Below are 25,625 nucleotides of genomic sequence, written 5' to 3'. Positions count from 1 at the left end.
GCCATGACGTTCGTGAACGCCGGCTCTCTCGGCGCGATCCCCGGGAAGCGCGACGAGCTGGTCGCACACCTGACCCGGCCCAACGCGGCCCTCGCCGACGCCGGCTGCCTGATGTACGACGTCGGCGTCAGCGCCGACGACCCCGACTCGGTCTACGTGGTCGAGGTGTGGACCTCCGCCGAGGCGCACCGGGCCTCGCTGGAGCTGCCGCAGGTCCAGGAGGCGATCGCGGCTGCGCGGCCGCTCCTGTCCGGGCAGTTCGGTGGGTTCCGATTCGACGTCGTGGGCTCGCCGCTTGGCGGCGCTGCTCGACCCGACGCGTCCTCGTGACCCGGCTTCCCCGTCCGGGCGGGCGCGCCGTCGCTTTGCTTGCCCTGCTGGCGATGCCGTTGGGCGCCTGCGCGGCCGACGACCCGAAGCAGGCGGACGGCCCGCCGGCGTACTGCGCCACCTCGGACGGCGCGGAGGACCTCGAGTTCTGGCGCCTGGTCGAGCAGTCCTGCCGGGTGGCCACCGATGGCGACGTGCAGCAGGCGCGTGCGCTGCGCGACGTCCTGGAGGACCTCGACACGGAGCAGGTCGCCGGCTTCCACCGGACGTTCGTGCGTCTCAACCGGGCGCTCGACACGGAGCGCGTGGCGGCGGTGGCCGACGAGGCCTGCCTGCCGGGCGCCGGGCTCGGCGACGACCTCTCCACCGACTTCCGGAGCTGGGTGATCGCCCACGGCCAGACCGCCTACGAGCGGGTGCTCGCCGACCCCGAGGTGCTGGGCGACTTCCCCGACCTTGCCGACGGCTGCGGCATGGGGGAGCCGTTCGGCTACGCCGCGTTCCGTGTGTACGCCGACAAGGCCGGCCGCGAGGCGGCGCTGTCGCGGCTGCCGAGCCTGGAGCCGACGGCCGCACCAGGCGCGTAGCCGACTGGTCCGCGAAGCCTGCTCCGGCTCGGCCGCGCCTGTGGCGAGGAGCCGGCAGGGTGGGTAACGTCGAGGGTCCGCCACTCCCAGAGGAGGTTGCCTGATGCGCACGAGGACCTCGGTCGGGACAGCAGGACTGCTGCTAGCCCTCGCTCTGAGTGGTTGTGGCGGCGACGACAGCGGTGACGCCGGTGCGGAGACGGATGCCGGCGGGGACAGCGCGGCGTCGTCGACGGACGCGCCGGACGGCGACGACCTGCTGGGCGAGTACCTCGCCGGCAGTGGCCTGAGCCCCGACATCATGAGCGGTGGCGAGAGCGACTGCATGAACCGCGAGCTCCGCGAGGCCTTCCCGGACGGGTTCCCCGACGGGTTCCGTGAGGACCAGGCGGCGACCGAGGAGGTCATCGAGGCCGTGGATGCGGCGGCCGAGGCCTGCGACGTCGTTCTCTAGGCACGCGCCACGACCCCGCGACCCCGGCGTGCGGCCGGCGTGCACAATCGGCGCCATGGACCTCGACGACGTGCTGGAGGAGATCCGCGCCGAGGTGGCGCCGCTGGTCGGCAAGGGGATGGTGGCCGACTACATCCCCGGACTGGCGTCGGTCGACCCCCACCAGTTCGGGATGGTCGTCGCGATGAACGACGGCGACATCCACGTCACCGGCGACAGCGACGTCCCGTTCTCGGTGCAGAGCATCTCCAAGGTCTTCAGCCTCGCGCTCGTGGTCGCCCGGAACGGTGACGACGTCTGGCGTCGCGTCTCCCGCGAGCCGTCGGGCAACCCGTTCAACTCCCTGCTCCAGCTCGACCAGGAGTTCGGCAAGCCGCGCAACCCCTTCATCAACGCCGGCGCGCTGGTGGTGACCGACCAGCTCCACCACGTGACCGGCGACGCCGCCGCCGCGATGCGCGAGCTGGTCCGGGCCGAGAGCGGCAACTCCGGGATCGACGGCGACCCGGCCGTGGCCCGGTCGGAGGCCGAGAAGGGGCACCGCATCGCCGCGATGGCGCACCTTCTCGCCAGCTACGGCAACCTCGAGTGCCCCGTCGAGGAGGTGCTGGACCAGTACTTCTGGCAGTGCTCGCTGTCCATGACCTGCCGCGAGGTCGCGCTGGCCGCCGGCCTGCTGTCGCGCCACGGCGTCCGTGCCGACGGCACCCGCATGCTGTCGCTGAGCCAGACCAAGCGCATCAACGCCGTGATGCTCACCTGCGGCACGTACGACGCCGCGGGGGAGTTCGCCTACCGGGTGGGCGTCCCCGGCAAGAGCGGGGTCGGTGGCGGGATCGTCGCCGTCATCCCCGACCGCTGCACGATCTGCGTGTGGAGCCCCGCGCTGCTCCCGTCGGGCAACTCGACCGCCGGGCTCGCCGCGCTCGACCTCTTCACCAGCCGGACCGGCTGGTCGGTCTTCTGATCAGTAGGTGAGGCTGCGGTCCGCCTCGAACGCGAGCTGCACCAGCCGCGGCGGCATCGCGAACTCGGCCGGCTTCCCCTCGAGGTCGCTCTCGGTCAGGCCGCGCGCCTTGCTCGACATCCCGGACACGAAGAAGCGCCCGCCGCCGGCGACGAAGCCGTCGAAGGACTCCCGCAGCGAACCCGTGCCCAGCCCGGTCAGCGAGTCGAGGACCGCGTCGCGCAGCAGCTGCACGGCGTCCCCGGCGAGGAAGACGTCGACGCTGTGCCCCTCGTCGACGGCGGCCTTGGCCACGAGCAGGCCCAGCGCCGCGCGGGTCGGCGCCTCCGGACCGCAGCTGATGTGGATCAGCAGCTTGCCCATCTCGCACGTCCCTTCACTCGGACCTCGGGCCATCACTCGGACCTCGACTGTCGCAACCGGGCCCGACCGGGACAAGACCCACGCGGGCCAGATCCCGTGGACAGGGGAGCGCTGCGGAGAGACGCTGGACGGGTGGGGGACAGGACGGAGATCCCCATGACCCAGCAGACGTCCAGCAGGCAGCCGGAGCTCCCCGCTCCCACCGAGGGGTTCGTGCTCACCCACTTCCTGGTGGTGGGCGACCAGGACCGCAGCAGGGAGTGGTACGCGAAGGTGCTCGGCGCGACCACGGTGATCGAGCGCGACCCGGTGATCCTCCAGGTCGCCAACTCGTGGATCGTCCTCAACGAGGGCGGCGGACCGACGGACGACAAGCCCGAGGTGCACCTCGACGTGCCCGACCCGTCGCGGCCGGTCAGCGCCTTCCTCAACATCCGGGTGGCCGACATCGCCCGCTGCCACGAGGAGTGGACCGCGGCCGGGGCGACGTTCCTCACCGAGCCGAAGGACCACGGCCAGGAGATCCGCGCCTACATGCGCGACCCCGACGGCCACCTCATCGAGGTCGGCCAGGCCACCGGAGTCCTGCAGCGCTGACCCGCGGCACATAGGCTCGACCCATGGAGCTGCACCCCGTCTCGCCGGTCGACGCGATCTGGCTGAACATGGACCGGCCCGAGAACCTCATGGTGATCGAGTGCCTCGTCATGCTCGACGGACCCGTCGACCGGGCCAGGTTCGAGGACCTCGTGCAACGCCGCATCGTCGACCGCTACCCGGTGTTCCGGCGGGTGCCGGCGCCGCCGCGCCGCCGGTTCGGCCTGCCGATGTGGCGCGACTTCCCGGACTTCACGCTCGCCGACCACATCAAGGAGGTGCGGCTCGACGCGCCGGCGGACGACCACGCCCTCCAGGAGTACGTCGCGTCGTTCCTGGCCACTCCGCTGCGGCGCGACCGCCCGCTGTGGGAGCTCCACATCGTGGAGGGGCGGGCCGAGGGCCCGGCGATCTTCGCGCGGCTGCACCACGCGCTCGCGGACGGCATCGCCCTCACCGAGGTGCTGCTGTCGCTCACCGACGAGACCCCCGACGCCGACCGCGGCGACGTGCCGGAGCCGGCCCGCGGCTGGACCGTGCTCGCCCGCGAGGTCGCCGACTCGCTGCGACGCGCGCCCCGCTCGATGCGGCGCAAGCTGCGCGCCTCGAAGATCCTCACCACCCTCGCCGTGCTGCGGCAGGGCCCGGCGATCCTCGGCAAGCTGCTGCTGACCCGCACCCCCTCGACCTCGCTGGGGGGCCGGGCGAGCGCGGTGAAGAAGGTGGTGTGGTCCGACCCGATCCCGTTCGAGGAGGTCCGGTCGTTCGCGAAGCGCACCGGCACGACCATCAACGACGTGCTGGTCGCCGCGCTCGCCGGCTCGCTGCACCGCTACCAGACGGAGAAGGACGGGCGCGCCGTCGACCTGCCGACCATGATCCCGGTGAACCTCCGGCCTCCCGGGAAGCCGCTGCCGCTGCTGCTCGGCAACCGCTTCGCCCTGGTGCTGCTCCCGCTGCCCTCGGAGGCCGCGACGCCGCAAGCCCGGCTCGCGCAGACCAAGCGCCGGATGGACGGGATCAAGGGCTCGCCCGAGGCGGTCATGACGTTCGGCATGATCCACGGCATCGGGCTGCTCGGCCGCCGGCTCAGCCGGATCCTCGTGCGGTTCTTCGCCGCCAAGGCGGTGGGGGTGACCACCAACGTCCCCGGGCCGCGCGAGCACCGCTACCTCGCCGGCACCCGCATCAACGGGCTGCTCGGCTGGGTCCCCGGGTCGGGCAACCAGACCCTCGGCACGTGCATCTTCACGTACGCCGGCACGGTGCGGGTCGGCTTCAAGACCGACGCCGCGGTCATCCCCGACCCGGAGCTGATCCTCGAGGGGTTCCATGCCGAGCTCGACGAGCTCCTCGGGGCCCCGGAGCCCGCCCGGACCCCCTGACGGGCCGCAAGACACCCGCAACGTCATACGGTCCGGTCGCTATAGCGACCGGACCGTATGACGTTGCGCGCTCGGCAGAGCCTCAGCCCTTGGTCGACCCCAGGGTCAGGCCGGAGACGAACTGCTTCTGCAGGACGAAGAAGACGATCAGCACCGGCAGCGCCACCAGCACGGAGCCCGCCGCCACCAGGTTGGTGTCGGTGAAGAACTGGCCGCGCAGGTTGTTCAGGCCACTGGTGATCGGCAGCTTGTCGAAGTCCTGGATCAGCACCGTCGCCCAGAAGAACTCGTTGTAGACCCAGGTGACCTGGAGCGTGGCGAGCGCGGCGAGCGCGGGCCGCACCAGCGGCATCGTCATCTGCCAGTACTGCCGCCACACGCCGGCGCCGTCGATCTGCGCGGACTCGTAGATCTCGTGGGGGAGCGTCTTCATGTAGTTGGAGAGCACGAAGGTGCAGAAGCCCATCTGGAACGCCGTGTTCACCAGGATCAGCGCCCAGTAGCTGCTCAGCATCGAGCCGGAGTCGCTCATCCACAGCGGCAGCGGGATCTCGCGGAACATCCGGAAGACCGGGATCAGCAGCGCCTGCGGCGGCAGCAGGTTGGCGGCCAGGAAGAACCCCAGCAGCGTCAGGTTGAAGCGGAAGCTGAATCGGGCCAGCACGAACGCCACCATCGACGACAGGAACAGCGTCAGCACGACGGCCGGCACGGTGATGTAGAGCGAGTTCAGGAAGTACTGCCCGAAGCTGCCCCGCTCCCACGCGGTCGTGTAGTTGTCGAACGTCCACCCGCCGAAGGAGAGGTAGCCCTCGCGCTGGGTGTAGGCGTAGTCGCGGAACGAGTTGAGCACTGCCCACACCAGCGGGAAGAGCCAGATCAGCGCCAGCACCAGCATGATGACGGTGGCGACGTTGCCGCGGGGCTTGTTGAGGACGCCGCCCTCGACCCGCTTCGGCGCCTTCCCCTTGCCCTTGCCGCTGGCAGGCGGGTCCTCGACGGCGGTCTGCGTCGTCCCGGTGAGGGTCGCGCCCGGCTTCTCGGTCCGGTTGTTGGTCGTGTCGTCAGTGGTCACGGCTGCTGCTCCCGGAAGACGATGCGCAGGTAGAAGGCGATGAACACCGACGAGATGATCATCATGATGACGGACAGGGCCGAGCCGAACCCGTAGCGCGTGGCCTCGCCGATGACGTTCTGGCTGACCAGCGCGGCGATCAGCTCGAGGCCGTTGCGGCCCTTGTTGATCACCCAGACGATGTCGAAGGCCCGCAGCGACTCGATGACGACGATGACGAGCACGATCAGGTTGATCGGCTTCATCACCGGGAAGACGATGTGGAAGAACGTCTTCACCTCGCCCGCCCCGTCCACCGCGGCCGCCTCGCGCAGGCTGTGGTCGACGCCCTTCAGGCCGGCCAGGTAGAGCAGCATCACGTAGCCGGTGTGGCGCCAGGCCGTGGCCACCAGCACCGCCCACAGGTTGATGTCTGGATCGCCGTACCAGTCGACCTCGGAGCCGAAGACCTGGTTGATCAGGCCCTGGTCACGCGAGTAGAAGAGCTGCCAGATGAAGCCGACCAGGGCCAGCGACAGCACGACCGGCATGTAGAACGCGGTCTGGTAGAAGCGGCTGCCGCGCATCTCGCGGTCGAGGATCACCGCGAGCAGCACGCCCAGCATCGTCGGGAAGATGAAGAGGAAGACCAGCCAGATCACGTTGTTCTGGATCGCCGGCCAGAACGGCGGGTAGATCTGGGTGATGTCCTCGTAGTTCTTGAAGCCGACCCACTCGATCGTGTCGAGCCCGCCGAAGCCGTTCCAGCGGCCGAAGGACAGTGCCCCGGAGGCGAGGGCGGGGAGCCAGACCAGCCACAGCACCAGCAGGGCCGGGATCACCACCATGACGGTGACGATGATGCGGTCGCCCCGGTTCAGGCGCCGCTTCGGACTGGGAGGCGCCTCTGCCTCGCCGGTGGTGGGCCCCGTGGGCGCTGCGTCGGGTGTCGCGGTGCTCATCCGCTGGTCCTCCCGGTCGGTGACGTACGACGTTCCGTGCAGGCTCCCGGAGCGCCAGGCTGGGCGCTCCGGGAGCAGGGCGGATCAGAAGATGGACTCCTTCTGCTGCTGCATGCTGTCGGTGATGTCGTTGATGTTGCCCGGGTTCCGCAGGAAGTCCTGCAGGGCGGGGATCACGACGGTCGAGGCGAAGTCCGAGTTGGTGTCGCGGTCGAGGAACTGCGCGATGTTCTCCGCCTCGCCGACCACCTGGGCCGCCTTCTTCTGCAGCTCTGAGTAGCTGTCGAGGCTGGCGTTGGAGTTCGCCGCGATGAAGGGGGCGTCGGCGCCCTCGTTGGCGGCGTTCGCAGCCTCGGGGGTGCCGAGCCACTTCAGCATCTCGATGCCGGCCTCCTGGTTGGGCCCACCCGCCGCGAGGCAGAAGCCGTCGATCGGCGCGTCCAGCGCACCGGAGCCGATGCTGTCGTCGAGCGCCGGGAACGTGAAGAAGTCGAGGTCCTCCTGCACGTCCGGGATGGCGTCGGCGACGAAGGCGCCCAGCAGGTACATGCCGGTGTCGCCCTTGGCCAGCGAGGTCGCCGCCTCCTGCCAGGTCCGGCCCAGCGGGTCCTCCTGGTGGAACGGGAGCAGGTCGGCCCAGGTCTCGAACACCCGGCGCGTCTCGGCGCTGTTCCACGCCTCCTCGCCCGCCATGAGGCCCATGTGGTAGTCGAAGCCGTTGAGGCGCATGTTCAGGATGTCGAACGTGCCCATCGCCGGCCAGCCGTCCTTGTCGGCGAAGGCGAACGGGGTGACGCCCTTGCCCTGCATCTCCTTCATCAGTGCCAGGAAGTCGTCGTTGGTCTCCGGGACGGCCCAGCCGTTCTTGTCGAAGACCGACTTCCGGTAGAACACCGCCCACGGGTAGTAGGAGACCGGGACGAAGTACTGCTTGCCGTCGACGGTCGCCGCCTCCTGGAAGGCGTCGGTCATGCCGTCGATCGGCCAGACGTCGCTGATGTCGGTGAGCAGGCCGTTGTTGGCCAGCTGCGCCATGCGGAAGCCGGCGAACCACGTGAACACGTCGTCCGGCGAGCCCTGCAGGTAGGTGTTGATGCTTTCCTGGAACGTGTTGTGGTCGACGGCGTTGACCTCGACGTTGACGCCGGTGGTCTCGCCGTAGGCGTCGGCCATGGCCTTGAGCCGGTCGTACGCCGGGCCGGAGCCGGCGGCCTCGTTCATGCCGAACTTGACGGTGTTGCCACCGCCCCCGCCGGCACCGTTGTCGTCGCCACCGCACGCGGCCAGGAGGCCGGGGGTGCCGAGGGCGAGTCCGCCGAACGCGGCCCCGCGCAGGAAGTTTCGCCGGGTGGCCTGGGCGGTGACGATCGCGGAGCCGGGAATCGCTGAGCCTGAGAACGGGCGGCGCGAGGAGCGGGTCATGGGTGAGTCCCTCCGGGGGTTCGACGGGTGCTGAGCCGAGACGGTGGTGAGCCTGCGTGTTCGGTCAAAGGTGAATCTGACAGAAACACACAGATTCCGACAGAGTGACGGCCCTCACAGACAGGTGTCAAGGGTCCCGGGTGCCCGTCTCACGGGTCGTGACCAAGGCGTGACCTGACGGCGGAGAGCCCGCAGCGGCGCGGGTTCCGGTCTAGCCAGGCTGGCGGCCCGTGGGGCGCCGCGCGCTCCGCGACTGAATGACGGTCGATGCCGGTCGGGCAGTAGGACTGGCCCAGCAGGGCCGGATGCGATGGGAAATGATCGAATCTGTTGACTCTGGGCCGGGGGCTGGACGAAGGTTGAGCCCATGCCTGCGCCGCTCCCCACGATGGCCTTCGGTGGCGACTACAACCCCGAGCAGTGGCCCCTCGACGTCCAGCTCGAGGACGTCGAGCTCATGAAGGAGGCGGGCTACGACCTCGCCACCCTCGCCGTCTTCGCGTGGGCGAAGCTCGAGCCCGCGCCCGGCGAGTTCGACCTCGAGTGGCTCGACGAGGTCGTCGAGCGGCTGCACGGCGCCGGGGTCCGCATCGACCTCGCGACCGCCACGGCGTCGCCGCCGCCCTGGCTCGCCCACCGGCACCCCGAGACGCTGCCCGTCACCGCCGACGGCACCACGCTGTGGCCGGGCGCCCGGCAGGCCTACTGCCCGTCGTCGCCGGTCTACCGCGAGCACGCACTGCGCCTCGTGCGGGAGCTCGCGACCCGCTACGGCTCCCACGAGGGCCTCGCCCTGTGGCACGTCGGCAACGAGTCCGGCTGCCACGTGGCCCGCTGCTACTGCGACACCAGCGCCGCGGCGTTCCGGACCTGGCTGCAGCGCCGGTACGGCGACATCGAGGCGCTCAACGAGGCCTGGGGCACGGCGTTCTGGTCGCAGCGCTACGGCTCCTTCGACGAGGTGAACCCGCCGCGGTCCGCCCCGGCGTTCCCCAACCCCACGCAGCAGCTCGACTTCCACCGGTTCTCCTCCGACCAGCTCATCGAGAACTACGTCGCCGAGCGCGACCTGCTGCGCGAGCTCTCGCCCGGCGTGCCGGTCACCACCAACTTCATGGTCACCGACCACATCCGCGACATCGACTACTTCGCCTTCGCCCGCGAGGTCGACCTCGTCACCAACGACCACTACCTGCGCGCCGAGGACCCGCAGGGCTGGCGCGAGCTGGCCTTCTGCAGCGACCTGGTGCGTGGCGTCGCCGGCGGCGACCCGTGGCTGCTGATGGAGACCTCGACCTCCGCCGTGAACTGGCAGCCGCGCAACATCGCCAAGCGCCCGGGCCAGCTGCTGCGCAACGCGATGGCGCACGTCGCCCGCGGCTCCGACGGCATTCTCTTCTTCCAGTGGCGGGCCTCCCGGGCCGGCGCCGAGAAGTTCCACTCCGGGCTCGTCCCGCACGCCGGGACCGACACCCGCCTGTGGCGCGAGGTCGTGGACCTGAGCCGCCGGCTCGACGACCTCGAGGAGGTCGCCGGGGCGCGCGCCGCCAACCGGGCCGCGATCCTGTTCGACTGGGAGGCCTGGTGGGCCTGCGAGCTCGACTCCCACCCGAGCACCGACGTGCGCTACATCGACCGGGCCCACGCGTTCCACGCCGCCTTCGTGGACCGCCAGGTCGGCGTCGACGTCGTCCACCCCGGGTCCGACCTCTCGGCGTACGACCTGATCGTCGTCCCGACCCTCTACACCATCACCGACGCCGCGGCCGACGCGCTGCGCGCCGCGGTCGAGCGGGGCGCAGTCGCCGTGGTCACCTACTTCAGCGGCATCGTCGACGAGCACGACCACATCCGGCTCGGCGGCTACCCCGGCGCCTTCCGCGACCTGCTGGGCGTGATGAGCGAGGAGTTCCTGCCGCTGCGGGCGGACGAGCAGGTCCGACTCTCCGACGGCACCACCGCCGACGTGTGGGCCGAGGACCTCCACCTCCGCGGCGCCGAGGCCGTCGTCACCTACACCGACGGGCCGGTGCCCGGCACCGCTGCCGTCACCCGCCACCAGGTCGGCGACGGCGTCGCCTGGTACGCCGCGACCCGGCTCGACGAGGCGGCCACCGGCAGCCTGGTCGAGCGTGCGCTCGACGACGCCGGCATCGGGCGCGGGCCGGTCACGCCGGGGGTCGAGGTCGTCCGCCGGGTCGCCGAGGACGGGCGTCGTTGGGCGTTCGTCATCAACCACACCGACGACGAGGTCCCGGTCGCCCTCAGCGGGCACGACCTGATGGCCGGCGCGCCGTACGGCGGCACGGTCGCCGCCGGTGGCGTCGCGGTGGTGCGGGAGGACTGATGCTCGCCGTCCAGCGCCGTGCCCGCATCCAGGAGGTCCTGGAGCGCGACGGCACGGTGCGGGTCAGCGACCTGGTCGAGATGCTCGGCGTCTCCGACATGACCATCCGCCGCGACCTCGACATCATGCAGCGCGAGGGCCTGCTCGAGAAGGTCCACGGCGGTGCGACGGTGCGCGTCGAGCCGGCCACCGCCGAACCCGGCTTCGCGGCCAAGTCCGCCCGCCGGCTCGCCGAGAAGGAAGCGATCGCGGAGTGCGCCGCGAAGCAGGTGCGTCCCGGGTCGGCCATCGCCATCTCCGCAGGGACCACCACCCACGCCTTCGCGCGGCACCTCGTCCACGTGCCCGGGCTGACCGTCGTCACCAACTCCATCTGGGTGGCCGACGAGCTCCACCGCTCGGGCCAGGAGTCGGTGTCGGTGCTGCTGACCGGGGGCCTGCGCACCCCCTCCGACGCGCTGGTCGGCCCGCTCGCGATCGCAGCCCTGCGGTCGCTCCACCTCGACGCGGTGTTCATGGGCGTGCACGGCATGGACCCGCGTGCCGGGTTCAGCACGCCCAACCTGCTCGAGGCCGAGACCAACCGCGCCATGATCCGCGCCGCCCGCCGGCTCGTGGTGCTCGCCGACTCCAGCAAGTGGGGCGTGGTCGGGCTCAGCTCGATGGCCGAGCTGTCCGAGGCCTCGCTCATCATCAGCGACTCCGGCCTCCCCGCCCCCGCGATCGGGGTGCTGTCCGAGGCCTGCGACGAGCTGGTCGTCGTGGAGCCCGCGGAGCACACGCCCGAGCTGGCCGACGGCGTCCTGGAGGACAGGCACAGCTGAGCGCGGCTGCCGGTCGGCAGCAGCCGGCCGGGGCGGCACTCGGCTGGCGTGGGGCTAGCGTGGCGGGATGGAGTGGCTGGTCAGCGCCCTGGGTCTGCTCGTCGTGCTGCTCGTGCTGCGCGACATCTTCCACACCCTCTGGCACCCGCGGGGCTTCGGAACCCTGGTCCGCCGGGTCTTCGCGCTCATCTGGCGCATGGCGCGCGCCTTCAACCGCCGTACCGGCCGGTCCACCGAGCTCGCCGGCCCGGTCGGCCTGCTCGCGGCGGTCGGTGCGTGGGCGGTGCTGCTGGTCGCGGGGTGGGCCGTGGTCTACCTGCCGCACATGCCGGAGGGCTTCCACTTCAGCAAGCCGCCCTTCCCGGAGCAGCCGGCCGACCTCGAGTCGTCGGCGTACCTCTCGCTGGTCGCGGTGACGACCCTCGGCCTGGGCGACATCGTGCCGGCCGACCCCGTGCTTCGGGTGCTGGTGCCGCTGGAGGCCCTGGTCGGGTTCCTGCTGTTCACGGCCGCGATCTCCTGGATCCTGCAGATCTACCCCGCGCTGGTGCGTCGGCGGTCGCTGGCGCGGCGGCTGGCCGTGCTGTCCGGGACCCCCGGCACCGTCGAGCTCCTGGAGCGAGGGGAGGGCGGCGCCCCGTTGCTCGGCTCGCTGACCGCCGAGCTGGCGACCGTCGAGATGGACCTGCGGATGTACGGCGAGACCTACTACTTCCGCGAGCGTGACCGCGAGCTGTCTCTGGCCGCGCAGCTGCCGGTCGTGCAGCGGCTCGTGGCGGCGGGCGCGGGCTCCCCGTCCGCCGAGGTGCGGCACGCGGCGCGGGTGCTCGAGGGCGGCCTGGCCGCGTTCGCGGACTGCGTGGCCGGCGTCGTCGGGATCTCGGGGGAGCTGCCCGAGCTGCTGGCCGGCTTCGCCGCCGACCACCAGCAGGAGCAGGCGGCTGTCGGGGAGGGCCCCGACTAGGAGCGCTGCTGCTCCTCGGCCTGCATGCTGCGCATCGCGTAGCGCCGCGCCCACGGCTGGGCGCTGAGGCCGTGCGCGACGACGCTGAGCGCGATGGTGAGCGAGACCGCGGTCAGCACCACGTCGGCGTCGCCGCCCTGCAGCTCGTCGAAGGCGATGAGCCCGAAGACCACCGAGGCCATGCCGCGTGGCCCGAACCAGCCGATGAACGCGACCGTGGCCAGGCCGTTGCCGCTGCCGAGGAGCGACACCGCCACCGGGACCATCCGCATCACCGTGAGCGCGAGCACCGCGAAGAGCACGACCTGCCAGGTGGCGTCGGCGACCGAGGGGAGCATCACGGCCCCGAAGAAGAACCACACCAGCAGCGACAGCAGCTCGCCGGTGCGGATGTCGAAGCGCAGCGTCACGTCCCGCACCGGGGCGTCCACCACCGTGCCGAACGCCAGGCCCCCGACGAAGGCGGCGATGAAGCCGTTGCCTCCGACGGCCACCGAGGCGGAGTAGCAGGCCAGGGCCAGGGCGATCGACATGATGGCCTGGTAGTCCTCGACCACCCACGACCGCCGCAGCGACGCGGCGAGAAGCCGACCGCCGACGTAGCCGACCGCGAGTCCGACGAGGACGCCAAGCGCCATTTGCGCCAGGGCGTCGCCCGGCCCGGTCATGGCCCGCGCCTCCTCGTCCCCGACCGCGGTCGCCACGAAGAACAGCACGAACGGCGTCGCGATGCCGTCGTTGAGGCCGCTCTCCACCGACAGGGTGCGCCGGATCCGTTGCGGCACCTCCTCGTCCTCGGTCACCGCCTCGCCCAGGGCCGCGTCGGTCGGCGCGACCGCGGCCGCGATCGCCGCGGCCGCCCAGGGGTCGATGTCGGTGAGCAGCAGCACGGCGAGGCCAGTGCCGGCGGCCACGGTGAGCGGCAGCCCGACGACGAGCAGCCGCAGCGGGACCCCGGCGTCGTGCAGCAGCATCCGCAGGTCGACGTACGCCGCGCCGTGGAAGAGCAGCAGCGCCAGTGTGACCTCGGCCAGCGTCCGCAGCCCCTCGCTGCGGACCGGGACCTCGACGAGGTTGACCGGCTCGGTGGCCAGCAGCAGCCCCAGCGCCACGAAGACCATCGGGGCGGTGACGTTGGCCCGCTCGAGCCGCGCCGACAGCAGGCTCCAGGCCACGATGCAGGCGGCCAGCACCGCGACGAGCGTGACGTCGAGGCCGTGCTCCACGTCCGTGCACCTCCCGTCCCAGGAAGACCGGCTTCCCTCGCAGTCTGGCAGGCCGGACGCGGATGAGCCGCTGGTCCGGCCCGGCGAGTGCCGGGCGCCCGCCGCTCGCGCAGACTCGGACCGTGGAGACCGAGGACCTGAGGCTGGCGGTCTACGACACCTTCCGTCGGGGCGACCTGCCGCGCGTCGCGGTCCTCGCCCCCGCGCTGGGGGTGTCACCCGACGAGGTCCGGGAGGGCCTGGCCGGGCTGGCCGCCCAGCGGCATGTGGCGCTCGGCCCGGACGGCGAGATCGCGATGGCGCACCCGTTCGCCGCCGTACCGCTGGGGTTCTCGGTGATGGGCCGGGACATGCCGTGTTGGGGCGGCTGCGCCTGGGACTCGTTCGCGCTCCCGCACCTGCTGCCCGAGCAGGCGCCGGTGCTCGTGGCGACCACGTGCCCGGCCTGCGACCGGCCGCACGCCTGGCGGGTGGACGACCGGGAGCCGCCGGCCGGCGACCAGGTGGCCCACTTCCTGATCCCGGTCGCGCACATGTGGGACGACGTCGTCCGCACCTGCGGGAACCAGCGGATCTTCTGCTCCGAGGCCTGCGTCGACGACTGGCTCGAGCGCACGGGCCACGAGCGCGGGTCGGTGATGGACCTGACGACGCTGTGGCGGCTGGCCTCCGGCTGGTACGCCGGGCGGCTGGAGCGCGGGTACGTCCGCCGCGAGCCGAGCGCGGCCGCCGACTACCTGCGCGGGGCAGGGTTGTCGGGTTCGTTCTGGGGGCTGCCGGACTGACCGGCGCCTGCGGCGGTGGCCGCCGGCCTATCTGCGCCGGTGGAACCGGATGTCGCCGTTGGGCAGCTCGGTGTGGAGGTACCGCTCGTCGTGGGCGCGGTGGTGGTGGAAAGAGCAGAGCAGCCGGCCCTCGGCGAGGTCGGTGCGTCCACCGTGGGCCCAGGGCTGCCGGTGGTGGTGTGCCTCGCACCAGGGGGCGGGGATGTCGCAGCCCTGCGCCCGGCAGGCCCGGTCGCGCACGGCCATCGCGCGGCGCTGGGCGGGGCTGAAGAGCCGTCGCGAGCGGCCGAGGTCGAGGACCTCGCTCTCGCCGCCGAGCACCATCGGGAGGACCCGGGCGGTGCAGGCGAGGCGGCGGGCCTCGCCCGCCGAGATCGTGTCGCCGGAGCCGAGCGCCGCGCCACCGAGGTCGTCGCGCAGCGCCGCGAGGTCGATGGTGATGACCACGGTGGTGGCGTCGCCGCCGTGGAGCGGCAGCCGCGCGGGGTCGACGGCCTCGAGGAACGCGGCGAACGCCTGGCCGGCCCGCTGGTCGTGGGGGAGGCGTTCGGCGGTGGCAGCGTCGTCCGCCCCCTGGCGCGGCGAGGTGAAGGCCTCGAGGTAGGTCTCGAGCCGATGGGCGACCGCGTCCGGGACCTTGATCCGGAACGAGGTGGTGCCGTCGCCGTTGCGGTGGCTGGTCAGCGAGGTGGTCCGCCGGGCCCGCCGCTCCTCGCGCTCGAGCGCCCGGCGCTCGTGGTCCTCGCCGAGCTCGGGGGCGACCACGTCGAGGATCCGCCTGCCGAGGGTGCGCAGCTCGCGCGGCCCGAACGTCGCGGCCTCGCCGACCAGGTGGGCCTCCGCTCGCTGGCAGACGTCCAGCCCCACGTCGGCCGGCAGTTCGTCGAGCGCGCGGGCGATGACGTGGGCCTGGTCGACGTTGACCGAGCCCTGCGCCAGCGCGACCGCGAGCACCTGCCACCGGTCGAGGGAGGCGGCGAGCCTCGCGTCTCGGCGGTCGCCCGACCGGTCGCTGCGGAGACAGCTCGAGAGCCACGCGGCGACGTCGCGACAGCCGTCCTCGTCGGCCACGTCCGCGGAGGTGGCGACCAGCCGCAGCCGGAGCGACTCGAGCTGTGCGGCCGCCTGGGAGACTCCGCGCAGCGCCTCCCGCTTCTCGTCGGTGGCCAGCAGGTCCACCGGCACGTCCGCGACCGCCTTGAGCAGGTCGGCCAGCGCGTCGACGGTGTCGAGAACGGGATGGAGCTCGGCCACGGGCTCACACCCCCTTGCTTGCCCCGGCTTTGTCCAATCGTACATATGTTCGAACAGGTGGGCAAGAGATGTGGCGCCCGGATGTGGAGGAAATCCCGGCCTGCCGGACCCGCAAGCCAACCTCGTGGCGTTGTCCTGACCGTGGCCGTCGCGGCGAGCGCTCGGCCTGGCTGGCGCTGTGGGTGTGGCCCACTCCTCGAACCAGCCGCCGGGGAAGGCCGGGGCGCTGGTGGCCACCTACCCCGGGCGGACCGACGCAGCCCAGGAGCGATCCGAGCTGGTCGTCGTCCCGGTGAGAGCGGTCGTGACCGCAGCTGGCAGAAGGCCGGGCCGGGCCGCCGCAGCATGGGTCCACCTGTGGGGGGTTCGACGCTCCCACCAGGACGGCGCAACTCCACTCTGGCGCGCGCCGCGGCGTGAGAGTGTCCGCGTCGGACCTTTTCACCAAGGTTGGCGAACTGGTTGGCGAACTGGTCGGCGAACTGGTTGGCGAACTGGTCGGCGAACTGGTCGGCGAACTGGTCGGCGAACTGGGCTGGGAACTGGGCCGCTCAGCCCTCCGCGCCGGCCGTGGTCGGCACCCAGCGGGCCAGCGTCTCGGCGAGCGTCTCGGGGTCGATCGGCTTGGAGACGTAGTCGTCCATGCCGGCGTCGCGGCACAGCTGCTGCTCCTCGACGGTGACGCCGGCGGTCATCGCGATGACGGGGGTACGACGCTCCTCGCCCTCGCGCCGGCGCAGCTCGCGGGTGGCGTCGTACCCGTTCATGATGGGCATCTTCACGTCCATCAGCACGGCGTCGTAGGTCCCCTGGGCGAGCAGGTCGAGCGCCTCCTGGCCGTCGGCGGCGAGGTCGCAGGTGTAGCCGATGTGGTCGAGCATGCCCTGCGCGACGAGCTGGTTGGTCGTGCTGTCGTCGACGACCAGGAGGTGGCCGAGGACGACGCCGTCGGGCGGTGTCGGGACGCCCTCGCCGGGCGTCTCCTGGTCGGGCTCCGCCTCGGGGGACCAGGCGTCGTTGATGGCGGCCTGCAGCTCGGAGAGGCGGACCGGCTTGCTGAGGCTGGCGGCGATGCCGGCTTCCTGCAGCTCGGACCACGGCACGTCCGGGCCGGAGGTGAGCATCAGCATGGGGGTGCCGGTGAGGTCGGGGTCGGCGCTGACGAGCTTGCCGAGCTCGACCCCGTCCATGCCCGGCATGAGGTGGTCGAGCATGATCAGGGCGTAGGGACGCCCGGTGTCGCTGGCGGCGGTGAGCGTGTCGAGCGCGGTGGGGCCGTCGTCGACGGTGGCGACGTTCATGCCCCAGGCGGAGAGCTGCTCGCTGAGGATCAGCCGGTTGGTCTCGTTGTCGTCGACCACGAGCACCTTGACGCCGGTCAGCCCGCTGGGCCGGCGGCGCGGGCGGGTCTCGCCCTCGACGAGGCGCAGCGGGACGGTGAACCAGAAGGTGCTGCCCTCGCCGGGCGTGCTCTCCACGCCGATCTCGCCCCCCATCGCGGTCGCGAGCTGGTGGCAGATCGTGAGGCCGAGCCCGGTGCCGCCGAAGCGGCGGGTCGTGGAGGTGTCGGCCTGGGTGAACGGCTCGAAGAGCTGCTGCGGGTCGGTGTCGTCGATGCCGATGCCGGTGTCGCGCACCTCGAACCGCACCAGGACGCGGTCGTGGCTGCGGTCGACCTCGTCGGCGGAGATGACGACCTCGCCCTCGCTGGTGAACTTCACTGCGTTGGACGCGAGGTTGAGCAGCACCTGGCGCAGCCGCGAGGGGTCGCCGTTCACGGTCGCCGGCAGCGCGGGGGAGCAGTAGGCGAGCAGCTCGAGGCCCTTGCGGCGGGCCGGGTCGGCGACCAGCTCGGCGGCGCCCTCGACCACCTCGACGAGGTCGAAGTCGGTCTCCTCGAGCTCGAGCTTGCCGGCCTCGACCTTCGAGAAGTCGAGGATGTCGTTGATGATCGCCAGCAGCGCCTCGCCCGCCCCGCGCACGCCCTCGGCGTACTGCCGCTGGCGGGGGGTGAGGTCGGTGGTGAGGAGCAGACCGGTGAGGCCGATGACGCCGTTCATGGGCGTGCGGATCTCGTGGCTCATCGTGGCGAGGAACGCCGACTTGGCGCGTGAGGCGTCGAGGGCGGCGTCGCGGGCGGCGGCCGCCTCGGCGCGCGCGGACCGCTCGGACGCCAGCAGCAGGCGGACGCGGGCCAGCAGCAGCACGGTGAGGACGAAGTAGCTGACCAGCGCGTCGTAGATCGGCTCCTGGGCCGGGGTGTAGTGGGTCCAGATGTGCAACGGCGCCGGCACGGTGAACGGCACGACGGCGATGGTGAGGCTGAAGGCGGCGGTGCGGTTGCGCGACTCGGCCACGCGGGGGCGGGCCGGGGGGCGGTACCACGTGGCGCGGGCGACCAGGACCACGGACGCCAGGCAGCCGAGCTCCATCAGCAGCATCCCGAGCCCGCCGTCGGGGACCGCGAGGTACGTCGTGTGGGCGGCGAGCAGCAGGCCGACGCCGAGCGCGAAGAGCCAGTCGACCTGGTCCCGGCTGCGGCGGGTGAGTGCGAGGCGGACCGCGAGCGCGAGCAGCAGGAGGTCGGCGACCGGGTAGGCCAGCATGACGAGCTGCTCGCCGGTCGTGAGGCCCGGGTCGGACACGACCGTGTCGAGCGAGAGCCCCCAGAGCACCATCGCGGAGACCGCGAGGATGGTGAGAACGTCGAGGATGCTGTCGACGTCGACCCGGCCGGGTGTGAGAGTGCGCCGGAGGCTGCGGAGGAGCGCCACCCCCAGGAGGGCGTAGCCGCCGAGCAGCAGCAGGTCCGGCAGCCAGCTGGTCGCGGTGTCGTCGAGGCGGAGCGTGCGGCGGACGATCTCGGCGAGGGCGTTGAGCACGAGGTAGCCGGCGATCAGCCCGGGGATGGCGCGCTGCCCGTCCGGGGCGCGGCGGGCGCCCAGCAGGCCGACGACCGCGGCGGCGAGCACGACGACGAGGAACAGCGCATCCGCCGCTGCGGTGCCCGTCGGCACGGCAAGGCGGGCAGCCACGACCGCCCCCGCTGCGCCCAAGACACCCAGGGTGGTCCCGCTGCGGACCCACTCCATGTCGGCAGCCTAAGCCTCACAGCCCCCATCCGCACCAGAACGAAGATCGAGCCTCATCCCGGTGGTCGAGCCCGTCGAGACCTGGTGGGCAGGGCAGCAACCCACGCAGGTCGAGCCCGTCGAGACCTGGTGGGCAGGGCAGCAACCCACGCAGGTCGAGCTCGTCGAGACCTGGTGGGCAGGGCAGCAACCCACGCAGGTCGAGCTCGTCGAGACCTGGTAGGCAGGGCAGCAACCCACGCAGGTCGAGCTCGTCGAGACCTGGTGGGCAGGGCAGCAACCCACGCAGGTCGAGCTCGTCGAGACCTGGTAGGCAGGGCAGCAACCCACGCAGGTCGAGCTCGTCGAGACCTGGTAGGCAGGGCAGCAACCCACGCAGGTCGAGCCCGTCGAGACCTGGTAGGCAGGGCAGCAACCCACGCAGGTCGAGCTCGTCGAGACCCTCAGGCCTCGCCCGGCAGCAGCTCCGGCTCGTGCAGTGCCGGCCCCTGCTTCATCCACCAGATCGCGGCTCGGCTGTACCAGTCCTCCTCGTGCACCGCGCACTTCTCGATCTCGGGCGCCCCGGACATGCCGAGTGCGAAGAGCGTCGCGGCCCGCACGGACCCGCGCGAGTCGGGCGAGACCTGGTTGAGGATCGCCCGTGCCTCGCCGGGGCTGATCGGCTCGTCGCTGAGGCCGAGGTTGACCAGGGCCCGGGCCTGCAGCGTCGGCCGGACCTCCGTCAGGGCGCGCATCGCGATCTCGGGCCGTCGACCGGCGAGTCCGACCTTCATCAGCAGCGCCCACGCGCGCGCGGCGAGGAAGTAGTCGGAGACGCCGATCAGCTGCTGGCACTGCCGGGAGACCGCGAGCCGGTAGGGGCTGGCGGTGAGCAGCATTGCTGCGTGGTCGCGCCGCATCTTGTGGTTGTGGAACAGCGCCTCGCGCAGCAGTCGCCGCATCATCATGTCCGGCTCGCTGTGCCGCGGTCCGTCCGTGTCGTTCTGCACGGCGACGGCGAGGTCGGCGACCACCCGTGCCGCCGCGTTCCGGGAGACGAGCTCGCCGGTGCTGCGGGCCTCCCCGAGCTGCCGCTGGACCCGGCGGTCGCGGGCGGCAGCCATGACAGCCTCGAAGTTCTGGAAGGGAAGCTGCATCGCGAGGTCGAAGGCATCGAGCCCGCCGTCGAGCGGCTTGCTGCTCCGGATCGCCGTGGCGGCGTACATCTCCAGGGCCTGCATGGAGGACTCGGGGAAGTGCCCGAGCCGCAGCTTGGCGGCGGCGACCGACGAGGCGGCGCGACGCAGGCCCTTGGAGTCGCTGCTGAGCATTCGCAGGACCAGCGACGACGCGACGGGGTCGCTCACCTCGCTGTAGAGCCTGAGGACGGGGCCGATGACCTGGGTGTCCTCGTCCATGACGAACTGCCCGATGGCCATGGAGACGAAGCGCTGGGCCGACGGGTGCCGGATGAGCGTGGCGGCGGCCTCGTAGCGGCGCACGTAGCCCAGGCCGACCGACCGGCTGAGCTCCCGGACGAGCCGCGTGCTCAGGTCCTGCCACTCCTGCTCGCGGAGGAAGACCCGGTCGTACGCCGTGAGCTCGGCCGCCAGCCGTTGCCAGTGGACGCCATGGGCCTGCTCCGTCAGGACGGCGTCGAGGAGGTGGTCGAGGTCGCCGGCGTCGTCGTGCCGCTCTGGGGAGTAGTGGTGCTGGTAGCCGTTCTCGCCGAAGGTGCGGCGCAGGCCCATGGTGACGGCTGCGAGGCTGCCCTGACCGAGGCCGAGCACCTCCTCGTAGCCCCGGATCGCGGCCTGCGAGGCAGCCTGAGTCCCGGACTCCCACCGAGAGATGCGGGTGTTGTCGACGGAGACACCGCGCTCCCTGAGCGCCGCGACGAACCGCTCGCGATGGGTGATCTCCTGATCGGGGTGCAGGATCCGGGTGGTCGCCAAGAGCCACGCGACGCGGGCCTCGGTCCCGATGTGTCGCGCGGACATGGGTGTGCTGTCCTCAGGCAGACGCTGAGGACGGCCCCGCCGGCGTGCTGCCGGCGGGCTCGTATCAAGAGCCACGACTGGTTGTGCTTTCCCCCGTAGACGATGAGCTCCCCCGCTGGGCTCATCTGACGCGACTCCCGAGCGCCAGGGAGTTTTATTTCAGAAATCGGGGGGCGCTGCAACAAGAACTCGGAAACTCGTTCCCCGGCCCTACGTTCCTTCCGGCGCATCGGAGTGACTCCGTCGCGCAAGCTCTCGTGGCCCTCGGGCCAAAAAGGTCGGATCGGGGGAGGACCTTTCCCCCTTCCGCAACTCCGGAAGGAAACAGCATGAACAGCAGCGGCATGAAGCGGGGACTGGCGACTGTCGCCGTCTCCGCCCTGGCGGTGACGGGTCTTCCGTTCCTCGCCACTTCGGCCTCGGCCGCCTCGGGCGACACGATGTCTATGCACTCGCACGGTCCGGTCCGTGACGGCAACTCCGCGGGTGGCTCGGTCATCGTCAAGAGCTCGTCGGACCAGATCGACCCGGCAAAGATCTGGGTGACCAAGGCTGACTACAGCGGCGCCAAGAAGATGGGCGCGGGTAAGGAGATCACCTCCCCGGCCTTCGACGTCGACGTCATCTCGTTCACCCTGCTCGACGGCGACAAGGACGCCGCGGGCGTGAACAAGTTCGCTGACGGCTTCTACCACTACGAGGCCATCACCGCCGTCACTCTCGGCACCGCCAGCAAGGCCACCTTCGGCCTTGTCGAGGACGCCGACGGCAACGACGCGGTCAACGCGTCGGACCCGAAGACCGTCGTCGAGGTCACCCCGACCGGTGCCCCGGCTTCCGTTTCCGTCTCGCCCTCGTCGCAGACCACGGCCACCGGCGAGCAGTCCCCGGCCTACACCGTCGAGGTGAAGGACGCGGCGGGCAACCTCACCCAGGTCGCGCCTGGTGAGGCGTTCAACGTCACCTCCAGCGGCGACGCCGTCGCCACCGGTGCGCTGGATGACAAGACCCTCAACGACGGCAAGGCCACCTTCACTGCCACCGCGCCCACCGGTGGCACCAAGCCGCTCACGGTCGCCGGCAACGGCACTGGTGCGACCAAGTCGACCCTGATGGCTGGTGCAAGCCTGAACGTCCTCGAGCGGGCGACGATCACCGAGGACGAGTTCGACCTCGCCTCGGGCGCCGACACGTGGTCGAAGGACTCGAAGTTCGGCGACCCCGTGCAGGTTCGCGTGGACCAGGACTCCATCACCTTCAACTTCGCCAGCAAGGACGGCGCCGACGAGGGCACCGCCCCTGACGACGCGAACAAGGCCATCCTGCTCACGCTCAACAGCGCCACCCTCAAGTTCGACGGTCTGAACACCAAGACCTACTCGGTGGTGCTTGACGACGACGGCAAAGGCTCGCTCACGGTCAAGCCGAGCGGCATCGTCGAGGACCGGGCGTTCACCTTCGCTTCGGCCGGCTCGGGCATCCCGTCGACCACCGTGACGTTCAAGCGCGCGACCGCCAGCTCGGTCAAGTCTGACGCCGCTGCCTACGTCACCAAGGTCGGTAGCCCGACCGACGTCGTCGTCACCGTCAAGGACCAGTTCGGCAACGCCATCGGCGCGCCGGCGCAGGTGCAGATCGTTCGCGGTGTCCGCAACGGTGCCACCACTACCGCCCGCACCACGGTCAACTCCGCGGGTCAGGCCACGATCACCCTCCCCGACGCTGGCACGATCCCGGGCGTCGAGACCTTCACGGTCAACCTGTTCGACGACCAGTTCGACGCCACCCCCACCAACTCCGAGGGCGGCACGATCAACTACACGACGGACGGCCGCGGAGCCGACTACGTCATCACTGGCGCTACCTCGGACGCGGCGGCCACCACCATGACCCCGCTGTACGACGCGAAGGCTGGTGCAGGCGACTCGACCACCATCAACATCGCCGGCGGCACCCCGAAGGTTCCCGCCAAGGTCACCGTCGACAACGGGGCGCTCGTGCTCTCGGGCGACGACACCACCCTTGACAAGGGCGTTGCGTCCAAGAGCATCAGCCTCAGCGACGCCGGCACCGGTTCGTTCAAGGTCGTGGGCACCAAGTTCGGCGTCACCACGGTGACGATCGAGAGCGCCGGCCGCACCAAGACGGTGAAGCTGACCGTCAAGGCGCCGACTGCTGCTGCGGACGTGATCAAGTCTGCTCGGAACGTTGAGCTCGAGGGTCCCAAGAAGGCCAACGCCGGCGAGGTCGCGACCTTCACGGCCACGGTCACCGACGCCTTCGGCAACGTGGTCCCCGGTGTCCCCGCCGGCAGCCTGCAGTTCCAGGTCACCGGCCCGGCCAACGCCCAGTCGGCTGACTCCGTCACCGACGAGGCTGGCGAGTTCGAGTACGGCGTTCTCCTCACGGACAACGCTAAGTCGACCGTCTCCGTCAAGGTGACCGGTGTCAGCAACGGCGGTGTGACGCCGCAGTTCGGCAAGGCCGTCAACACCTACACCGACAAGAACGACGCCCCGGGTCTGACCGCTTCGGAGAACGTCGCCACCGCGTCGATCGAGAACGTCGTCAACCTGACGGAGCTCGAGGAGGCCGTCAAGGCGGCCGAGGCCAAGGTCGAGGCGGCCCAGGACGCCCTCGCCGAGGCGCAGGCGGACCTGTCCGTCGCCGAGGCCGAGCTGCGGGTCGCCCGCAGCGAGGTGAAGGCCGCCAAGGCGGACCTGCGTCAGGCCAAGCGCAAGGGTGAGGGCATCCGTGCCGCCAAGCGCGCCCTGCGCGAGGCTCGCGGCGACCGTGCGATCGCGAAGGCCTCGGTTGCGGCCGAGCAGCTCGTGGTCGACAACCGCATGGAGCGTCTGGCCAAGGCGGAGGCGGAGCTCGCCGAGGCCAAGAAGAAGCTGGACGAGGCCAAGAACAGCTGACGCACCACCCGGATCTGAGATCCCGCTCCGCCGGGGAGCTACTGCCTCGGCGGGGCGGGTGATCCGGACGGACGTCCCCGATCGCGAACGGGGAGTCCCTGGGAGACCAGGGACTCCCCGGACTCGAAACCGGAAGGTCTCTCAGCCAAGCGGAACAGCGGCTCTGGGCGGCACACCAAACTTCCACCGGGGGCGACCAGGCACCACAGGTCGATCTTCGGCCGGCTCACCGCCGGCCATCACGGGGGCAAGGCTCCCGCAACCCCCGAGCAACAACTGAAGCAAGAAGTCGGGACACACAGACGCGGTCCGGGCCATTCTCTGTTTGCCGCTGCGCGAGAATGGTCCGGACCGCCTGTCACACACTAGGACATGTGGTCTCGAGTCCCCGGCAATGGCGCCGTCACGTGAGTTACGTGGCGGCGTTCGTCGTTCCGGGGCAGTGGCGACCACTCGGCGTGCGAGGTCTCGACGGGCTCGACCTCCGTGCCTTGAAGCCCTGCTTGCCTTCCGGGGTTTCGGGGTTCGCCGCTCAAGTGCCGCACACCTCAGCCACCATTGCCAGGTGTGCAAAGAAGGGGGAGTCATCGTGAGCAGGGGTGTCATCAGTCTGGTGGCGGCGGTGGCGCTGCTCGCGCCTGCCATGCCCGCCGCTGTGGCGGCGCCGCACAATCACTACGGCGAGTCCGCTCGCAAGGTGGCCAGGGAGATCAACTGCAAGAGGTTCGACCGCAATGGCAGTGGTCACTTCAACAAGGACTCCGGCGTGTGCTGGGTCAAGGGCAAGCGCGTCAACGTGATCACGTTCCGTGGTCCGCGGCAGCAGCGCGACTGGAACGACTACGCCAAGGCGTTGCTCCCCGATGGGCACTGGTGGGCCAACGGCAAGGGAGCGCTCGTCACGGCGCGGAACGGCAACAAGCCGGCGGCGAAGATCGGTGCGAAGCGGCTGCCCGGGGTGCTGAAGCACTCGTAACCGGCGCGGGAGGGGTCGGCGCACGAGATCTCGACACGCTCGCTGCGCTCGCTGCTCGATCTCTCAACGACAGGTCTCGAGGGGCTCGACCTCGGTCAGAGCCGGATCGGGTAGACCCAACGGCGGTGGGGGTGCTCGCTGAGGGACCAGAGCTCGCCGCGGGAGGGCCAGCCCACGAGATCCTCGGGGCCCATCGGTGTGGCCCAGCGGTGCCGGGTCCAGGCGCCCGGCTCACCTCTGTGCAGGGAGCCCAGGGTGAACGGGCCGTGGGAGGTCGAGACGACGAGCCAATCGCCGTCGGAGACGACGCCCTGCATGTGCCCGACGCCGGCGTCCACGAGCCAGGTGGGCCGGGCGACGCCGTCACCGTCGGTGGCGAGGTGGCCGCTGCCTGGCTCGAGGGCGTATCGGACGAGGCGGCGGGTCTGGCGGCCGCGGGCGTACTCCCCGGCCAGCAGCGACGGCGTACCCCCACTGCGGTCGAGGGAGAAGAAGGAGAAGCGGAACGGCTCGGTGCCCTCGTCGGTCTCCGCCGCGTAATGGGTCCGGACCGGCAGCAGCCAGCGGTAGCCGTACGTCGTCAGCCCTGAACGCTCCGGGACCCGGACCAGGTCGTCGAGGTGGGCGGTGACGAAGCCCCTCGCTGTTGCGGCGACGTGGACGATGCCGCGGCGCCACACCAGCCCGCCCGCGTGGATCTTGACCGGCGCCACGGAGACGTTGCCCTGCGCGTCGACGGCGGCGTCGACGAGCAGCACGTGCGCGTAGCGGTGGCTGTCGAGGTCGACCAGGCTCAGCCGTACGCCGTGGTGCCCGTCGGGACGCGGCTTGGCGTACCACGTCGTCAGCACCACCCGGTGCCCCTCGACCAGTCCGTCGGGGGAGCCACTCGCGTCCGCGCCGGTCGAGATGCCCTGCGGCCACCAGCGCGTCGTACGCCGGTCCTCGCGGTCCCAGGTGAACGCCCACCGCGTCCGCAGCCCGGGCGCCCAGCCGCGGCGACCCTGCCGGTCGAGCTTCTCCAGCAGTGGAGACAGGCCGACGCGCCCGCCACATGCAGTGGCGAGCGCGTCGGTCGCGGCGATCTGCTCTGCGCCGCGACGCAGCCGGACTCCGGGGTCGGTCACGCCGCG

Annotated in this window: 22 protein-coding genes; 13 read left to right on the top strand and 9 right to left on the bottom strand. The window is 71.3% G+C overall.

Features of this window, described 5'->3' with window-relative positions:
• Positions 1-3 precede the first annotated feature (3 nt).
• From ACFP2E_RS06585 to ACFP2E_RS06570, 4 genes are all read left to right on the top strand, one after another.
• Complete coding sequence (locus ACFP2E_RS06585) at positions 4-330, top strand: putative quinol monooxygenase (RefSeq protein WP_378522725.1); 327 nt, start codon at positions 4-6, stop codon at positions 328-330.
• Positions 327-917 carry a DUF4240 domain-containing protein gene (locus ACFP2E_RS06580; protein ID WP_378522723.1) on the top strand — a complete coding sequence of 197 codons (591 nt, stop codon included), beginning with the start codon at positions 327-329 and terminating at the stop codon, positions 915-917. The genes ACFP2E_RS06585 and ACFP2E_RS06580 overlap by 4 nt, the downstream gene beginning before the upstream one ends.
• Positions 918-1,020: 103 nt before the next feature.
• Positions 1,021-1,371 carry a hypothetical protein gene (locus ACFP2E_RS06575; RefSeq protein WP_378522722.1) on the top strand — a complete coding sequence of 117 codons (351 nt, stop codon included), beginning with the start codon at positions 1,021-1,023 and terminating at the stop codon, positions 1,369-1,371.
• 55 nt (positions 1,372-1,426) lie between these two features.
• The gene (locus tag ACFP2E_RS06570) at positions 1,427-2,338 is read left to right on the top strand and encodes a glutaminase (protein WP_378522721.1); all 912 of its coding nucleotides are present in this window, start codon (positions 1,427-1,429) and stop codon (positions 2,336-2,338) included.
• Here ACFP2E_RS06570 and ACFP2E_RS06565 read toward each other — a convergent pair whose 3' ends face one another.
• Positions 2,339-2,701, bottom strand: a complete 363-nt coding sequence (locus ACFP2E_RS06565) for a DsrE family protein (RefSeq protein WP_378522720.1) — start codon at positions 2,699-2,701, stop codon at positions 2,339-2,341.
• A 156-nt stretch (positions 2,702-2,857) separates the two neighbouring features.
• Between ACFP2E_RS06565 and ACFP2E_RS06560 the strand changes: the two genes are divergently transcribed.
• The gene (locus ACFP2E_RS06560; protein ID WP_378522719.1) at positions 2,858-3,298 is read left to right on the top strand and encodes a VOC family protein; all 441 of its coding nucleotides are present in this window, start codon (positions 2,858-2,860) and stop codon (positions 3,296-3,298) included.
• Positions 3,299-3,321: 23 nt separating this feature from the next.
• Positions 3,322-4,683, top strand: coding sequence for a wax ester/triacylglycerol synthase family O-acyltransferase (locus tag ACFP2E_RS06555; RefSeq protein ID WP_378522718.1), 1,362 nt, complete (start codon positions 3,322-3,324; stop codon positions 4,681-4,683).
• 82 nt (positions 4,684-4,765) lie between these two features.
• Here ACFP2E_RS06555 and ACFP2E_RS06550 read toward each other — a convergent pair whose 3' ends face one another.
• The 3 genes from ACFP2E_RS06550 to ACFP2E_RS06540 all read right to left on the bottom strand — a co-directional run bounded on the left by ACFP2E_RS06550 (position 4,766) and on the right by ACFP2E_RS06540 (position 8,121).
• A complete protein-coding gene (locus ACFP2E_RS06550) occupies positions 4,766-5,758 on the bottom strand; it encodes a carbohydrate ABC transporter permease (protein ID WP_378522717.1) in 993 nt (330 codons plus the stop codon).
• Positions 5,755-6,699 carry a carbohydrate ABC transporter permease gene (locus ACFP2E_RS06545; RefSeq protein ID WP_378522716.1) on the bottom strand — a complete coding sequence of 315 codons (945 nt, stop codon included), beginning with the start codon at positions 6,697-6,699 and terminating at the stop codon, positions 5,755-5,757. The genes ACFP2E_RS06550 and ACFP2E_RS06545 overlap by 4 nt, the downstream gene beginning before the upstream one ends.
• Positions 6,700-6,783: 84 nt before the next feature.
• On the bottom strand, positions 6,784-8,121 hold the full coding sequence (locus tag ACFP2E_RS06540) for an ABC transporter substrate-binding protein (RefSeq protein ID WP_378522715.1): 1,338 nt from the start codon (positions 8,119-8,121) through the stop codon (positions 6,784-6,786).
• A gap of 367 nt (positions 8,122-8,488) precedes the next feature.
• Here ACFP2E_RS06540 and ACFP2E_RS06535 point away from each other — a divergent pair, with 367 nt between their 5' ends.
• From ACFP2E_RS06535 to ACFP2E_RS06525, 3 genes are all read left to right on the top strand, one after another.
• Complete coding sequence (locus ACFP2E_RS06535) at positions 8,489-10,468, top strand: beta-galactosidase (RefSeq protein ID WP_378522714.1); 1,980 nt, start codon at positions 8,489-8,491, stop codon at positions 10,466-10,468.
• Positions 10,468-11,292, top strand: a complete 825-nt coding sequence (locus tag ACFP2E_RS06530) for a DeoR/GlpR family DNA-binding transcription regulator (RefSeq protein WP_378522713.1) — start codon at positions 10,468-10,470, stop codon at positions 11,290-11,292. The genes ACFP2E_RS06535 and ACFP2E_RS06530 overlap by 1 nt, the downstream gene beginning before the upstream one ends.
• A 67-nt stretch (positions 11,293-11,359) precedes the next feature.
• Complete coding sequence (locus ACFP2E_RS06525; protein WP_378522712.1) at positions 11,360-12,256, top strand: potassium channel family protein; 897 nt, start codon at positions 11,360-11,362, stop codon at positions 12,254-12,256.
• On the opposite strand, the gene ACFP2E_RS06520 is transcribed toward ACFP2E_RS06525, so the two are convergent.
• A complete protein-coding gene (locus ACFP2E_RS06520) occupies positions 12,253-13,482 on the bottom strand; it encodes a cation:proton antiporter (protein WP_378522711.1) in 1,230 nt (409 codons plus the stop codon). The genes ACFP2E_RS06525 and ACFP2E_RS06520 overlap by 4 nt on opposite strands.
• 122 nt (positions 13,483-13,604) lie before the next feature.
• On the opposite strand from ACFP2E_RS06520, the gene merB reads away from it, so the two are divergent.
• Positions 13,605-14,267 carry an organomercurial lyase gene (gene merB / locus ACFP2E_RS06515; protein WP_378522710.1) on the top strand — a complete coding sequence of 221 codons (663 nt, stop codon included), beginning with the start codon at positions 13,605-13,607 and terminating at the stop codon, positions 14,265-14,267.
• Between the two features lie 27 nt (positions 14,268-14,294).
• Here merB and ACFP2E_RS06510 read toward each other — a convergent pair whose 3' ends face one another.
• Positions 14,295-15,521, bottom strand: coding sequence for a DUF222 domain-containing protein (locus ACFP2E_RS06510; RefSeq protein WP_378522709.1), 1,227 nt, complete (start codon positions 15,519-15,521; stop codon positions 14,295-14,297).
• A gap of 551 nt (positions 15,522-16,072) precedes the next feature.
• A complete protein-coding gene (locus ACFP2E_RS06505; protein ID WP_378522708.1) occupies positions 16,073-18,613 on the bottom strand; it encodes a response regulator in 2,541 nt (846 codons plus the stop codon).
• A gap of 61 nt (positions 18,614-18,674) precedes the next feature.
• On the opposite strand from ACFP2E_RS06505, the gene ACFP2E_RS06500 reads away from it, so the two are divergent.
• Complete coding sequence (locus ACFP2E_RS06500) at positions 18,675-18,836, top strand: hypothetical protein (protein WP_378522707.1); 162 nt, start codon at positions 18,675-18,677, stop codon at positions 18,834-18,836.
• Between the two features lie 220 nt (positions 18,837-19,056).
• Here the strand turns inward: ACFP2E_RS06500 and ACFP2E_RS06495 are convergent, their stop codons facing one another.
• The gene (locus ACFP2E_RS06495; RefSeq protein ID WP_378522706.1) at positions 19,057-20,595 is read right to left on the bottom strand and encodes a hypothetical protein; all 1,539 of its coding nucleotides are present in this window, start codon (positions 20,593-20,595) and stop codon (positions 19,057-19,059) included.
• 329 nt (positions 20,596-20,924) lie between these two features.
• Between ACFP2E_RS06495 and ACFP2E_RS06490 the strand changes: the two genes are divergently transcribed.
• Complete coding sequence (locus tag ACFP2E_RS06490) at positions 20,925-23,516, top strand: hypothetical protein (RefSeq protein WP_378522705.1); 2,592 nt, start codon at positions 20,925-20,927, stop codon at positions 23,514-23,516.
• A 589-nt stretch (positions 23,517-24,105) separates the two neighbouring features.
• Positions 24,106-24,492 carry a hypothetical protein gene (locus ACFP2E_RS06485; RefSeq protein WP_378522704.1) on the top strand — a complete coding sequence of 129 codons (387 nt, stop codon included), beginning with the start codon at positions 24,106-24,108 and terminating at the stop codon, positions 24,490-24,492.
• Between the two features lie 95 nt (positions 24,493-24,587).
• Here the strand turns inward: ACFP2E_RS06485 and ACFP2E_RS06480 are convergent, their stop codons facing one another.
• Positions 24,588-25,619 (bottom strand): hypothetical protein, encoded by a 1,032-nt coding sequence (locus ACFP2E_RS06480; protein WP_378522703.1) that lies wholly within the window; start codon positions 25,617-25,619, stop codon positions 24,588-24,590.
• Between the last annotated feature and the right edge of the window lie 6 nt (positions 25,620-25,625).

This window comes from Nocardioides sp. GCM10027114 (assembly GCF_042659625.1).
Classification (GTDB): Bacteria; Actinomycetota; Actinomycetes; order Propionibacteriales; family Nocardioidaceae; genus Nocardioides.
This window is presented reverse-complemented; position numbering and strand designations above follow the sequence as displayed.

What these genes read in the sequence shown, in the direction of transcription:
- ACFP2E_RS06540 (WP_378522715.1), bottom strand. Translation starts at nt 8,121, where the DNA reads ATGACCCGCTCCTCGCGCCGCCCGTTCTCAGGCTCAGCGATTCCCGGC.
- ACFP2E_RS06525 (WP_378522712.1), top strand. Translation starts at nt 11,360, where the DNA reads ATGGAGTGGCTGGTCAGCGCCCTGGGTCTGCTCGTCGTGCTGCTCGTG.
- ACFP2E_RS06575 (WP_378522722.1), top strand. Translation starts at nt 1,021, where the DNA reads ATGCGCACGAGGACCTCGGTCGGGACAGCAGGACTGCTGCTAGCCCTC.
- ACFP2E_RS06545 (WP_378522716.1), bottom strand. Translation starts at nt 6,699, where the DNA reads ATGAGCACCGCGACACCCGACGCAGCGCCCACGGGGCCCACCACCGGC.
- ACFP2E_RS06530 (WP_378522713.1), top strand. Translation starts at nt 10,468, where the DNA reads ATGCTCGCCGTCCAGCGCCGTGCCCGCATCCAGGAGGTCCTGGAGCGC.
- ACFP2E_RS06555 (WP_378522718.1), top strand. Translation starts at nt 3,322, where the DNA reads ATGGAGCTGCACCCCGTCTCGCCGGTCGACGCGATCTGGCTGAACATG.
- ACFP2E_RS06505 (WP_378522708.1), bottom strand. Translation starts at nt 18,613, where the DNA reads ATGGAGTGGGTCCGCAGCGGGACCACCCTGGGTGTCTTGGGCGCAGCG.
- ACFP2E_RS06490 (WP_378522705.1), top strand. Translation starts at nt 20,925, where the DNA reads ATGAACAGCAGCGGCATGAAGCGGGGACTGGCGACTGTCGCCGTCTCC.
- ACFP2E_RS06535 (WP_378522714.1), top strand. Translation starts at nt 8,489, where the DNA reads ATGCCTGCGCCGCTCCCCACGATGGCCTTCGGTGGCGACTACAACCCC.
- ACFP2E_RS06570 (WP_378522721.1), top strand. Translation starts at nt 1,427, where the DNA reads ATGGACCTCGACGACGTGCTGGAGGAGATCCGCGCCGAGGTGGCGCCG.
- ACFP2E_RS06495 (WP_378522706.1), bottom strand. Translation starts at nt 20,595, where the DNA reads ATGTCCGCGCGACACATCGGGACCGAGGCCCGCGTCGCGTGGCTCTTG.
- ACFP2E_RS06560 (WP_378522719.1), top strand. Translation starts at nt 2,858, where the DNA reads ATGACCCAGCAGACGTCCAGCAGGCAGCCGGAGCTCCCCGCTCCCACC.
- ACFP2E_RS06585 (WP_378522725.1), top strand. Translation starts at nt 4, where the DNA reads ATGACGTTCGTGAACGCCGGCTCTCTCGGCGCGATCCCCGGGAAGCGC.
- ACFP2E_RS06565 (WP_378522720.1), bottom strand. Translation starts at nt 2,701, where the DNA reads ATGGGCAAGCTGCTGATCCACATCAGCTGCGGTCCGGAGGCGCCGACC.